Annotated in this window: 9 protein-coding genes; 5 read left to right on the top strand and 4 right to left on the bottom strand. The window is 69.5% G+C overall.

Translation table 11 applies throughout. The features are described from left to right. The first annotated feature begins 115 nt into the window (after nt 1-115). The 3 genes from OG992_RS10585 (at nt 116) to OG992_RS10575 (ending at nt 2,147) form a co-directional block, all read left to right on the top strand. Nucleotides 116-373 carry an AbrB/MazE/SpoVT family DNA-binding domain-containing protein gene (locus OG992_RS10585; RefSeq protein WP_238686261.1) on the top strand — a complete coding sequence of 86 codons (258 nt, stop codon included), beginning with the start codon at nt 116-118 and terminating at the stop codon, nt 371-373. Then, nucleotides 363-818, top strand: coding sequence for a type II toxin-antitoxin system VapC family toxin (locus tag OG992_RS10580; RefSeq protein ID WP_266303107.1), 456 nt, complete (start codon nt 363-365; stop codon nt 816-818). The genes OG992_RS10585 and OG992_RS10580 overlap by 11 nt, the downstream gene beginning before the upstream one ends. 384 nt (nt 819-1,202) lie before the next feature. After that, complete coding sequence (locus OG992_RS10575; RefSeq protein WP_266303106.1) at nt 1,203-2,147, top strand: inositol-3-phosphate synthase; 945 nt, start codon at nt 1,203-1,205, stop codon at nt 2,145-2,147. 12 nt (nt 2,148-2,159) lie between these two features. Here the strand turns inward: OG992_RS10575 and glgA are convergent, their stop codons facing one another. Then, nucleotides 2,160-3,377 (bottom strand): glycogen synthase, encoded by a 1,218-nt coding sequence (gene glgA, locus OG992_RS10570; protein ID WP_266303105.1) that lies wholly within the window; start codon nt 3,375-3,377, stop codon nt 2,160-2,162. Between the two features lie 70 nt (nt 3,378-3,447). Here glgA and glgC point away from each other — a divergent pair, with 70 nt between their 5' ends. Both glgC and pgm read left to right on the top strand, forming a co-directional pair. Further along, nucleotides 3,448-4,680: a glucose-1-phosphate adenylyltransferase gene (gene glgC / locus OG992_RS10565; protein ID WP_091401467.1), complete on the top strand. Its 1,233-nt coding sequence runs from the start codon at nt 3,448-3,450 to the stop codon at nt 4,678-4,680. A 31-nt stretch (nt 4,681-4,711) separates the two neighbouring features. Beyond that, complete coding sequence (gene pgm / locus OG992_RS10560; RefSeq protein WP_266303104.1) at nt 4,712-6,355, top strand: phosphoglucomutase (alpha-D-glucose-1,6-bisphosphate-dependent); 1,644 nt, start codon at nt 4,712-4,714, stop codon at nt 6,353-6,355. 143 nt (nt 6,356-6,498) lie between these two features. Here pgm and OG992_RS10555 read toward each other — a convergent pair whose 3' ends face one another. From OG992_RS10555 to OG992_RS10545, 3 genes are all read right to left on the bottom strand, one after another. Further along, on the bottom strand, nt 6,499-7,416 hold the full coding sequence (locus OG992_RS10555; RefSeq protein ID WP_238686257.1) for an NAD(+)/NADH kinase: 918 nt from the start codon (nt 7,414-7,416) through the stop codon (nt 6,499-6,501). Between the two features lie 91 nt (nt 7,417-7,507). Then, nucleotides 7,508-10,615: a M14 family metallopeptidase gene (locus tag OG992_RS10550; protein WP_266303103.1), complete on the bottom strand. Its 3,108-nt coding sequence runs from the start codon at nt 10,613-10,615 to the stop codon at nt 7,508-7,510. A 255-nt stretch (nt 10,616-10,870) separates the two neighbouring features. Beyond that, complete coding sequence (locus tag OG992_RS10545; protein ID WP_266303102.1) at nt 10,871-12,754, bottom strand: nucleoside-diphosphate sugar epimerase/dehydratase; 1,884 nt, start codon at nt 12,752-12,754, stop codon at nt 10,871-10,873. Nucleotides 12,755-12,792: the final 38 nt, after the last annotated feature.

The raw sequence follows: 12,792 nt of genomic DNA, 5'->3' as shown, positions 1-12,792 counted from the left end.
CGCCAACCTACTGCGCGAGATCCGTTCGCGCGCGGCCAAGCACCCCACCCGCTGCTTACCGCAGTGACATCGCTCAGACCGCGAGTCGGGAAGTGTCACGTATCGTTGGTATTACGTGACGGAGGTTCAGAGCATGCGGTTGAACAGCAAGGGCCAGGTGACGATCCCGGCGGCGCTGCGGGCTCGATACAACCTGCATGAGGGCGACGAGGTTGACGTGGTCGAGGAGGGTGGTGCCCTCCGCATCGTTCGAGTTCACGGTGCCGAAACCCGGGGCCAGCGCCTCGTCGGTCACATGCGGGGCCGGGGCAGCGCCAAGGAGACCGAGCACATGTCCACCGAGGAGCTGATGGAGCTGCTGCGTGGCGAGTGACCGGCTTCGGGCAGTGCCACCACGTCCGCCCGACGCGGTGACGACCCTGGTCGACACCAACGTGCTGCTGGACATCCTCACCGATGACCCCAAGTGGGCCGACTGGTCCGGTAGCGCCCTCGCCGAGGCCCGCGACGCGGGCAACCTGGTGATCAACCCCATCGTGTACGCCGAGGTGTCGGTCCGTTTCGACCGGATCGAGGAGCTGGACGAGGCGTTGCCGGCGAGGGACTTCCTTCGCGAGGAGCTGCCTTACCTGGCGGGCTTCCTCGCCGGCAAGGCGTACGCGCGGTATCGGAGGCTGGGCGGCGTGAAGCGCTCGCCACTTGCCGATTTCTACATCGGCGCGCACGCGGCCGTGTGCCGGTACAACCTGCTGACCCGAGACGGCGCGCGATACCGCACGTACTTCCCGACCCTGACACTGACCACACCGGCCAACTGACCGCCGTTCTCGTCGTCCGGCCGTCGTCCGCTTGCGCGCGGCCAAGCACCTCTCTCCGACCCGCCCCGCCCCGCCCCGCTCCGCCGCGACGATCCGAAAAACTGCAAGATCACGCAGAATCCTGGTTGTAGTGGTGTCGCCGCGTCGGAGATGCCACTAAATCTTGGTTCGAGCGTGACCTTGATGGCGGTGGACACCCCAGGCCCGGGTTCCGGTCTCGGAGGCGGTGTCATCCACTACCGATATCACGCACGGCCTCCGTGACCCGACATCGTCGTGCCGGGAGGAGGCGCAGTTGGACGGGTGTTTGCCGGACGGCTCGTGTACGACATCTTCCGGTGTTGGGGGCACACCACCGAGCCGAGGGTGACGTAGCCTCCGGCCATGATCGAACGGGTGAAGGTCGCGGTTGTCGGTGTCGGTAACAACACCTCCGCACTGGTGCAGGGGCTTGCTCTCTACCGCCAGAGCGGCAGCCTGGTCGGAATCCGCAGGTCGATGATCGACGGGCTCGGAGTGGGGGACATCGACGTCGTGGCGGCCTTCGCCACCTCCGAGGAGAAGATCGGTCGGGACCTGACCGAGGCGATCTTCCTGGCGCCCAACAACTTCCCCCGGCTGGACTGCGACCTGCCCAGAGCGGGTGTGCCGGTCACGAAGGGCCTCGTCGACGCGAGCGAGGTGCGACGGGTGGCAGCGGTCCTGGCGGGGGCGGAGGTGCTGCTCTACTCGGCGCCGAGTGGCCGGCCGGAGACCGCCCGGGCGTACGCGGAGGCAGCCCGCACGGCGGGTGTCGCCTTCATCAACACCACAGCCGACCCGGTCGCCCGCGATCCAGAGCTGCTGGACAGCTTCGAGGCTGCCGGTCTGCCGTTGCTCGGCGACGACCTGGCGAGCCAGTTCGGCACCTCGGTGCTGCACAACGCGCTGCTGCGGCTCCTGAGGGAGCGGGGCCTCACGCTGGTCAGCTCCTACCAGGTCAATCTGGGCGGCACCGAAGACTTCCGCAACCTGGTCGAGAACCCGAACACCAAGAAGCAGTCCAAGCTCAACGCTCTCTCGGAGGCGGACAGCGTCGAGGTGGCCCCGCTCGGGTACCTGCCGCATCTCGCGTCGCAGAAGGTGGCTCACCTCAACCTTGAGGCGCAGGGTTGGGGTGAGACAGCGGTGAGCCTCGACGTGAAGCTGAAGGTGCACGACCCGAGCGGCGCCGCCGGTGTCAACATCGACCTGATCCGCATCGCGGCCAGCGCGTTACGGAACGGGCGTGGTGGTCATGCCGCCGAAGCGACAGCGTTGTTCAAGTCGCCGCCGGGCACGGCGATCTGACGTCCGTCTGCCTCAGGCCGCGCCGACGGAGCGGTAGACCTCCAGTGTCTGGCGGGCGATGGCGTCCCAGGAGAAGTGCTGCACCGCGCGCCGCCGGCCGGCCAGGCCGAACCGCTCGGTGCGCGCCGGGTCGGCGAGCAGCGTGTTGATCGCGGCCGCCAGGTCGGCGACGAAGCGGTCCGGGTCCAGTGGGGTGCCGGAGCCGTCGGTGGCCTGCGCGATCGGCACCAGCAGGCCGGTCTCGTCGTCGGCCACGACCTCGGGGATGCCGCCGGTCGCGGTGGCCACCACTGCCGTCTCGCAGGCCATCGCCTCCAGGTTGACGATGCCCATGGGCTCGTAGACCGACGGGCAGACGAAGACGGTGGCGTGCGTGAGCACCTGGATCACCTCGGGCTTGGGCAGCATCTCGGCCACCCAGACCACGCCGGAACGGTTGGCCCGCAGCTCGGCGACCAACTCCTCCACCTCGGCGGCGATCTCGGCGGTGTCCGGCGCGCCGGCGAGCAGGACGAGCTGGGTGTCCGCCGGCAACTCCCGGGCGGCCCGCAGAAGGTACGGCAGCCCCTTCTGCCGGGTGATCCTGCCCACGTAGACCACGCTGGGGCGGGACGGGTCGACACCGAGTCGGTCGAGGACGTCGGTGCCCTGGTCCGGGGCGTACTGGATGGTGTCGATGCCGTTGTAGACCACCCGGACCCGGTCGGGGTCGATCTGCGGGTATGCGGTGAGCACGTCGTTGCGCATCCCGCCGCTGACCGCGATCACCGCGTCGGCGGCCTCCATGGCGGTGCGCTCGATCCAGGAGGAGAGCGCGTAACCGCCGCCGAGCTGCTCGGCCTTCCACGGCCGCAACGGCTCCAGGCTGTGCGCGGTCACCACGTGCGGCACCCCGTGCAGCAGCTTCGCGGTGTGGCCGGCCAGGTTCGCGTACCAGGTGTGGCTGTGCACCACATCGGTGCCGGCCGCGCCGGCGGCCATCTCCAGATCCACGCCCATCGTGCGCAGCGCGGCGTTCGCGCCGGTCAGGCCCGGCGGTTCGGCGTACGCGGTGACGCCCGGCTCGGTGCGCGGCAGGCCGAAGCAGTGCACCCGTACGTCGGCGAGGCTGCGCAGCTCCCGAGCCAGGTACTCGACGTGCACGCCCGCGCCGCCGTAGACCTCCGGTGGGTACTCGCGGGTGAGCAGATCGACGCGCAGGGATCCGGTGGCCGGGGAGGAGTCGGTCATGTGCGCACCCTAGTGCAGAAGACTCCCCGTACGAGTGGTGAAGTGGGACGCGGGTGGATAGCGTCGGGGCATGGCTGCCAAGGTGCTCGCGATCGTCCTGGCGGGTGGGGAGGGCAAGCGCCTGATGCCACTCACCACGGATCGGGCCAAGCCGGCCGTCCCGTTCGGCGGGATGTACCGCATGGTCGACTTCGTCCTCTCCAACCTGGCCAACGCCGGCTATCTCAAGATCGTCGTGCTGACCCAGTACAAGTCCCACTCCCTCGACCGACACATCACCAAGACCTGGCGGATGTCCACGCTGCTCGGCAACTACGTCACCCCGGTGCCGGCGCAGCAGCGTCGTGGTCCGTGGTGGTTCGCCGGCTCGGCCGACGCCATCTACCAGAGCTTCAATCTGATCAACGACGAGCAGCCCGACTACGTGATCGTCTTCGGCGCCGACCACATCTACCGGATGGACCCGCGGCAGATGGTGGAGGACCACATCGCCTCCGGCGCGGCGGTGACAGTGGCCGGCATCCGCCAGCCGCTGTCGATGGCCGACCAGTTCGGCGTCATCGAGGTCGGCGAGGACGGCAAGCGGATCCGCGCGTTCCGCGAGAAGCCCACCGACGCGGTCGGTCTGCCCGACGCACCGGACGAGATCTACGCCTCGATGGGCAACTACGTCTTCACCACCCGGGCGCTCTGCGAGGCGGTCGAGCGCGACGCGGAAGACAAGTCCAGCAAGCACGACATGGGCGGCAGCATCATCCCGATGCTCGTCGAACGCGGCGAGGCCAACGTCTACGACTTCCGCGACAACGAGGTGCCGGGCAGCACCGACCGTGATCGCGGCTACTGGCGGGACGTGGGAACGCTCGACTCGTTCTACGACGCGCACATGGATCTGATCAACGTGCACCCCGTCTTCAACATGTACAACTTCGACTGGCCGATCTACACCGAGCAGCCGCCGTGGCCGCCAGCGAAGTTCGTGCACCAGTGGGGTGAGCGGGTCGGCCGGGCGGTCGGCTCGATGGTCTCCCCGGGTGTGGTGATCTCCGGCTCGTTGGTGGAGAACTCGATCGTCTCCCCGAAGGTGCGGGTGCACTCCTGGGCGCACGTCGAGGGCTCGGTGCTGATGGAGGGTGTGGAGATCGGCCGGCACGCCGTGGTCCGGCGGGCCATCCTGGACAAGAACGTGTTCGTCCCGGAGGGCGTCGAGATCGGCGTCGACCTGGAGAAGGACAGGCAGCGCTACACCGTTTCCGACAACGGCATCGTGGTGATCGGCAAGGGCCAGAAGGTCGTGCCGTGACCGACCAGCACTTCCTGAGGAGGATCCCGCAGTGACCCACCCCCGTGCCGGCCAGCCCGCCGAGCCCGCCGACCTGGTCGACGTGCCGCGCCTGGTGACCGCCTACTACGCCGAGCATCCGGATCCCGCGGACCCGGCCCAGCAGGTCTCCTTCGGCACCTCCGGCCACCGCGGCTCCAGCCTGCGCAACGCGTTCAACTCCGACCACATCCTGGCGGTCACCCAGGCGCTCTGCGACTACCGGCGCGAGCAGGGGCTGGACGGGCCGCTCTTCCTCGCCCGGGACACCCACGCGCTCTCCGCGCCGGCTGCGGTGGACGCCCTGGAGGTGCTCGCCGCCAACGGGGTCACCGTTCTGGTGGACAGCCGCGACGGTTACACCCCGACCCCGGCGCTGTCGCACGCGATCCTCACGCACAACCGTGGGCGGACCAGCGGGCTCGCCGACGGCATCGTCATCACCCCGTCGCACAACCCGCCCGACGACGGCGGTTTCAAGTACAACCCCACGAACGGTGGTCCGGCCGACACCGACGTGACCCGGTGGATCCAGGACCGGGCCAACGCCATCCTCGCCGCGGGGCTCAAGGAGGTCCGCCGGATCACCTACGCGCGGGCGCGGGCCGCCGACACCACCGGGGAGTACGACTTCCTCGCCAACTACGTCGACGACCTGCCGGCCGCGATCGACATCGACGCCATCCGCGACGCGGGGATCCGTATCGGCGCGGACCCGCTGGGCGGGGCGAGCGTGGCGTACTGGGGTGAGATCGCCGAGCGGCACCGCCTGGACCTGACAGTGGTCAACCCGACTGTCGACCCGACCTGGCGGTTCATGACCCTGGACGGCGACGGCAAGATCCGGATGGACTGCTCCTCGCCGAACGCGATGGCGTCGCTGATCGCCGCCCGTGCCGACTACCAGATCTCCACGGGCAACGACGCCGACGCCGACCGGCACGGCATCGTCACACCGGACGCCGGGTTGATGAACCCCAACCACTACCTGGCGGTGGCAATCCGTCACCTGTTCCGCACCCGCACCGAGTGGGGGCCGGACGCCGCGGTGGGCAAGACCCTTGTCTCCTCGTCGATGATCGACCGGGTCGCCGCCGACCTGGGTCGGCCGCTGCTGGAGGTGCCGGTCGGCTTCAAGTGGTTCGTGCCCGGCCTGCTGGACGGCGCTGTCGGCTTCGGTGGCGAGGAGAGCGCCGGGGCGTCGTTCCTGCGACGCGACGGCTCGACCTGGACCACCGACAAGGACGGCCTGCTGCTCTGCCTGCTCGCCGCCGAGATCCAGGCCACCACCGGCCGCAGCCCGAGCGAGCACTGGGCGGAGTTGGCTGAGCGTTTCGGCGCGCCCGCGTACGCCCGGATCGACGCCCCGGCCACCCGGGAGCAGAAGGCAGTGCTCGGCAAGCTCTCCCCGGAGCAGGTCACCGCCACCGAGCTCGCCGGTGAGCCGATCACCGCGACGCTGACCACCGCCCCCGGCAACGGTGCGGCGATCGGTGGCCTCAAGGTCAGCACCGAGTCCGGCTGGTTCGCCGCGAGGCCCTCCGGCACCGAGGACGTCTACAAGATCTACGCCGAGTCCTTCCAGGGCCCCGACCACCTGAAGCAGATCCAAGAAGAAGCCAAAGCCCTGGTAGACCAAGCCCTAACCCAGTCCTAACCCACCCCACCCCGCCGGCTTATCGCCGTTGATCAAGAGGTTTGCGTCACTCCACCCGGCGTGTCGTGACGCAAACCTCTTGATCAACCCGGACGTCGGGGACGGGTGGACGGGGACGGGTGGGCGGGGTCGGGTGGGCGGGGTCAGCAGGGTGGGGGTATTTCTCGTTGGGCGCGGCGCAGCTCCTCGGGGAGCAGTTCGCGGAGCTGCTCGGGTAGGAACGGCAGGTCGAGCAGCGTCATCTTCAACTGGTTGCGTTCCTGGTAGCGCAGCGGGTCGAAGCGCACCACCAGGCCGGCGTTGCGGCGGTAGCTGATCTCCACAGCTCCCTCGGTGGCCGGGTCGCGGAACACCAACCCGTCCATCTCCACCACCACCGGGGACGAGTCGGGCTCCAGCTCCAGCCGGATCTTCTCGTCCGGTGAGAGCACCACCGACCGGGAGATGCCGGCCATCGGCGCCGACGGCGTGACCACCATCGAGTCCGCCGCCGGGGAGATCAGCGGGCCGCCGGCGGCGTAGCTGTACGCCGTGGAGCCGATCGGGGTGCTGACCACCACGGCGTCGCACCGGTAGTAGCCGTACTGCTGGCCGTCGATGGCGAGTGTGACGTTGACGAAGCCGGAGCCGGGCTGGCGTACGAGCGCGATGTCGTTGAACGCCACCACGTCGTCGCCACACACGTCGCAGGCGAGGCAGGCGTGCGACTCGACGGTGAACTCCTTCGACAGCAACCGGCTCAGCGCCTCAGGCAGCTCCGGCGGCTCGATCTCCACGAGAAAACCCACACGACCCAGGTGTACGCCGAGCACCGGCTTCGGGTCGAGGACGGCGGATCGCAACGCACCCAACATGGTGCCGTCGCCGCCGATGCTGATCAGGGCGTCGGAGCGGGTCGCCACCTCGTCCGCCGGCACCGGCACGATGCAGGACGAGACGCGGTGCTGGTCCTCCTCGCGCACCATCAGCGTCTTGTGGTGACGCGTCGCCCACCGTTCGATGATCCCGACCACCTCGGTGACATCCCGGGTGGGGTGCAGCACAAGTCCCAGCCCCGACACCCGTACAGCTCACCACATCGGCGGCGACCGTACCCGGCGTACACCGAAGGTGCGCCGACGGTCCGCGGGCCGTCGGCGCACCTCGCCGCCATCAGGGGCGGGGCTGCCCGGTGAGGTGGGTCAGTGAGCGGGCGACCAGGTCGTCGCGGGCCGCCGGAGGCAGACCCTCCAACCCGAAGCCCAGATACACGGTGTCCCCGGTGACCACCACCGAGCCCTCCTCGAACGCCTGCTGGCTGCGTGACCAGTCGTTGGCGTTGCCAGCGGAGCCGGGCGGTGGGCCGGCCACCGTCCAGCCACCCAGGTCGGCCGACTCGAACGAGGTCTCCGCCACTGTCGACCCGTCAACCAGCACCCGGGCGTCGTCCAGGAAGACGCCGAGACCCTGGGTGCTCCAGTCCGAGGCGTACGTGATGGACACCTCGACCTGCTTGCCGGCGTAGCCCGACAGGTCGGCCACGAATTCCTTCCAGCCCCCCGACGACCCGCTCGCCGCGTTCCAGCTGCCGGTGCTCCCGGTGGGGGAGCAGTCAGCGCCCTGGTAGTGCGCGAGGAACGGGTGCAACTGCTCCACCCAACCCTGCGTGCAACTGTCCCCGGTGACAGTGCTGGTCTTGCCGTTGGCGTCCGGCAGGGTCGTCCAGTCGTCGCTGCCCACCTCGTGCGCCTCGACGAACATGAAGTCCCAGTCCTGCTCGATCTCGTAGGAGGTGAAGAAGCGCAACTCCCCGCTGCTCGCCCCGGTGAGATCCACAGTGCGCGTGAGGCGCTTGTACGACTCGTCGGTCTGCCCGCTGTACAGGTACCACTCACCCGTACGCGGATCGAACGGCGCGCCGCCCGGTCGGGACCAGCCCACCGGCGCGGAACTGGCGAACTGCGGGAACTCGTCCGGTGGCAGGAAGCTCGACGTGGTCAGGAACGACGCGGTGTGCGCCTGGTTCTCCGCCGAGCCGGAGGCGTTCAGCTGCCCGTCGAAGCCGGTGAACGCCGCGTCGGTCCCGGCGACCGGGTACGGCTCCCCGTCCGGGCTGGTCCCGCCGTCGCTGACATAGGTGTACGCGCCCAGCCAGTACTGCTGGAAGTCGTTCAGCAGCGGCAGACAGCTGGCGGCCTCGGCGTCGGTGCACTCCGGTGGCGCGTCCGGGTGATAGACGTACGACCCGTTGGCGCCCTGCGCGAACAACGCGTACTGGCCGCTGACCAGCAGTTTGCCGCCCTCGTTCAGGTAGTCCCGAACGGCCAGCTCGGTTTCCAGCGCCGCCCTGGCCGTCGTGCCGGCCACCTGACCGGGGGAGCGCAGGATCACGTCGTCGCCGGTCTCCCAGACCACCGCCTCGTAGTGCGACAGCACGCCGAGCGGGTGCGGCGCCTTGCGGCCCATCGCGTCGAAGTCGTACACGTCGCTGCTGCGCCCGGCGGCGCCCAGCGACGCCGCGACCTCGTCGGCGTACTTCGCTGTGGTGCCGGTCTGCGCCGGACTGAGGCCGGTGACGTCCTCCACAGCGAGGACCAGCACGTCGCCGCCGATGTCGTCGTGCACCCGATAGGTGAAGTGTTCGCTGGCCACCACCCCGGCACGCGGCTTGTTCCCGGTGAACCAGACCTCCACCCGGTCGCCCGGCTTCGCGCCGTTGACAGTGCCCCGTAGCTCGGCGTAGTAGTCGTCGTGTGTTTCGCCGTACCGCTCGCCGCCGCGCCACTCGCGGACCGCGACTGTCTTCGGCCGCCCACCGTTGACCGTGTAGTGCATCCGCACGTTCCGCAGCGCCCGACGGGTGATCGCGGCGACCTGCTGGGTGCGCCCGTACGAGGTGTCGAAGGCGTCCACCACGAAGTCCGGAGTGCTCCGACCGACCACCGAGACCGGGTCGTCCGGGTCCGCCGCCGACCGGGCCACTGCCAACGCGAACGGGAGGTTCTTGCTCACCTCGCCGGCGATCAGCGCCTCGTCGTCGGGGAAGATGAAGCCGCTGACGCAGTCCTCCGGGCGCCACTGGTCGTCCGGGTCGACGGCCGAGGCGGCCTCGCAGGTGGACATCTCCGGGGTGAAGCCCAGCGTGCCGTACCTGACGGTGGCGTGACTGTCGGTGTCGCCGTTTGTGGTGTACAGCTCCGCGGAGATGTCCGGGTCGTAGCCGGGCACCGCGGGGTGCGCGTCGTCACCGGCCATCGCCTCGTAGATCACGTCGTCCGGGGTAGGGGTGCTCACCTGCCAGCCGAGGCCGTAGAGCAGCAGTTCGGCCGCCGAGTGGTAGTTGACGAAGAACTCGAACCCGACCCGCTTGAAGAGCCGGTCCAGCGCCTTGGTCTCCGGCTCGGAGTTGGGCCCGGGGCCCCGGTAGGTCTCGCTGTTCGGCTCCGGCGACGAGCCCTCGTTGTCGTAGCCCCACTTGTAGCTGAAGTTGCGGTTGAGGTCGACGCCGTCGGCGGAGCCGATCTGCCCGTCACCGTTGTTGTCCCGCAGGTTCTTGCGCCACAGACGGTTGCCGGCGGTGAATGTGAAGTCGTAGCCGTCCGGGTTGGCGACCGGCAGGAACCACAGCTCGGTCGTGTCCAGCAGGTGGGTGATCTCCCGGTCGGTGCCGTAGCTGTTCAGCACGTGATGCATCAGCCGGCGGGTCATCTCCGGCGTGATCCACTCGCGGGCGTGCTGCGCACCGGCGTAGAGCACCGCCGGTCGCCGGCCGTCAGCGACGGTGCGCGCGTTCTTGGTGACCTTGACCGCGACGATCGGCTGCCCCTGCTGGCTGCGACCGATCGTCTCCACCTTGGTCAGCTTGGGATACCGGGCCGCCGTGGCGTTCAGCTCGTCTCGCAGGCCGCCCGGCTCACCGTAGGGACGGAAGCTCGTCCAGCCGGCCGCGGCCTGCTCCCGCAGCGCCTGCGACGCGTCCTTGCCGCGCACCTTCTTCACCGACAGCGGTACGCCCTTGTCGGTCAACCGCTTCGCCTGCCGTCGGCTGAGGACCGTCTCGACAGTCGTGCGACCGGCCGCGTCCGTCTTCGCGTCGTGGCCGAGGTCGACCCCCGCGGCGCGCAGTTGCTCCCGCTGTTTCGGGTCGACAGTGCCGACGTACACCTCCAGGCCGTCGCGGACGCCCGGGTCGGACGGCGGCCGCGCGCTGGCCGGTGGGGTCAGTGCCAGTGCGCCGAGCAGGGTGACCACGCCGGCGATCGCCAGTCGTCTCGGTCTCATCGCGCCTCCTTGGGTGAAGGACCTTGTAGGCGCGAGCCTTCGGCGTGCCGTGATCGATGTCAATCAGTCGATGGGAGCTTCGTTGCTGACCGTGTCGGCGTTGGTGCCAACTGTGACGCTCGCCGCGACGCGGGCTGCCGGCGCGGGCGGGCGTTCGCCAGGCCACCCCGCGATGCTCAAGGCGGGCCGGCAAGCCGTACCCCGCAGGCGCGTCGAGAATTCATCCCGGACGTCACCTGCGGGGTCGGCGTCGGCTCAGCTCGCGCTGGGCGCCGGAGCTGTCGACTTGACGGTCTGCTGCGCGACGACGCCGGTCGACTGACCGCACAGCCACGCGAGACGGTCGATGATCTTGTCTGGGTCTTCGAACGGGTCCAGCGTGGTGATCTCGATGGGATCGAGTGGGGGCACTGCCACGTGCGAGATGAGCGGGTGCAGCGGGCGAAGGTCCCGCTCGCCAGCACCGATCAGAGCCTCGTGGAGTTTCTCGCCCGGCCGGAGCCCGGTGTAGACGATCTGGACCGGCCCCGGCGCCTGGCTCGCCAACTGGCGAGCGATGTCGTCGATCCGTACCGGCTCGCCCATGTCGAGGACGAGCGCCTCGCCGTCGCGGCCGATGCCGGCGGCCTGGAGCACCAGGTGCACCGCTTCCTGCACTGTCATCAGGTAGCGCGTCACGTCGGGGTGAGTGACAGTGATCGGCAGTCCCGCCTCGATCTGGGCCCGGAACGCCGTGACCACCGACCCTCGGCTGGACAGGACGTTGCCGAAGCGGACGCTGAGGAACGTGCCGCCGTGCGTCGCGGCGGCGTTCGCTGTCAACCGCTCCGTGATCCGCTTGGAGTAGCCGAGAACGCTGACCGGGTCGGCGGCCTTGTCGGTCGAGATGTTGACGAACCTCGCCACGTCGCGGCAGGCGTTGAGCACCGTCTGCGTGCCGAACACGTTCGTCTTGACCGCCTCGCCCGGGTGGCGTTGCAGCAGTGTCAGGTGTTTCAGGGCCGCCGCGTGGAACACGATGTCGGGTCGGCGTTCCGCCATCACGCGCCGGATCCGTTCCTCGTCGCGCAGGTCGGCGAGAATCAGCTCGGGGCTGTCCAACATCGCGCGACCCGACATCGACAGTTGCAGGGCGTGCAGGGCCGACTCGTCGCGGTCGAGCATCATCAGCTCGCCCGGATCGGCCCGCATGATCTGGCGGCACAGCTCGGAGCCGATCGACCCACCGGCGCCGGTCACCAGGATCCGGCGTCCGCGCAGCTGGGACTCCGCATCCCGGAGGTCGCCGATCACCTGTCGTCGTCCGAGTAGGTCCGCCATGTCCGGGTCGCGAACGTCGTTGACGGTGATCCGATGGTCGACCAGTTCCCGTACCGAAGGAAGGATCTTGAACGTCGCTCCGGTCTTCAGCGTGCTTTCGCGGACCTCGTTGATCAGCTCGGAGTCGGCGTTGGCGGCGGAAAAGATCACCATCTTCGCGCCGGTACGCCGCACGACAGTGTCGATGTCAGCGCGGGAGCCGAGCACGCGCACGCCCCCCAGCGACAGGTGGCGTTTCTGCGGGTCGTCATCGATCATGCCGACCGGCAGGAACTGTCCTGCCGGATCGCTCAGCATGGCCCGCAGGAGCCCCTGACCGGCCGAGCCCGCGCCGAAGAGCAGGACCGGTTCCGCTCGGCCGGCGTCCGGGCGCAACGTCCGGTCGCTGCGGCTGCGGTACGCCAGGCGGGTGCCGAGCATGACGGCCAGCGCGATCGCCGCGCCGACGAGGGGCGTGCTCGCGGGCACCGGCCGGGACGTCATGGGCACGAGGGCGATCAGCAGGAGCACGCCGGTGGTCAGGGCCGTGTTGGCGAGCCCCTGCATCTCCTCGACGCTGCCCAGGGGATGCCGGCCGGACAGGTTGCGGCGAACGGCGGACACTGCGACGTGCGCGACCGCGGCGACCACTCCCATGCCGATCGCGCGGGCCAGGGCGGGGCCGGTGAGCGAGAACTCGAAGCGCACCCACGCGGCGACGGCGAAACCCGCGATCCAGGCGAGGGCGTCCCCTGCGAGGAGGCCGCCGGCCAGGCGGAGGCTGCGATGCGACCGACCGGGGCGTGTGGACTCGCTGGGGCTTGTCCCCAAAAGTTGCATGTGGAAACTCCTGCTGCGATAGCGGCCCATCCGGGGGA

This window comes from Micromonospora sp. NBC_00362 (assembly GCF_026342155.1).
Taxonomy (GTDB): domain Bacteria; phylum Actinomycetota; class Actinomycetes; order Mycobacteriales; family Micromonosporaceae; genus Micromonospora; species Micromonospora hortensis.
The sequence above is the reverse complement of the archived record's forward strand: the minus strand, read 5'-3'. Positions and strand labels throughout refer to the sequence as shown.

Bases quoted from the DNA above. Each gene is read 5' to 3' on its own strand.
- OG992_RS10575 (WP_266303106.1), top strand. From the start codon at position 1,203: ATGATCGAACGGGTGAAGGTCGCGGTTGTCGGTGTCGGTAACAACACC.
- glgA (WP_266303105.1), bottom strand. From the start codon at position 3,377: ATGACCGACTCCTCCCCGGCCACCGGATCCCTGCGCGTCGATCTGCTC.
- glgC (WP_091401467.1), top strand. From the start codon at position 3,448: ATGGCTGCCAAGGTGCTCGCGATCGTCCTGGCGGGTGGGGAGGGCAAG.
- OG992_RS10550 (WP_266303103.1), bottom strand. From the start codon at position 10,615: ATGAGACCGAGACGACTGGCGATCGCCGGCGTGGTCACCCTGCTCGGC.
- OG992_RS10545 (WP_266303102.1), bottom strand. From the start codon at position 12,754: ATGCAACTTTTGGGGACAAGCCCCAGCGAGTCCACACGCCCCGGTCGG.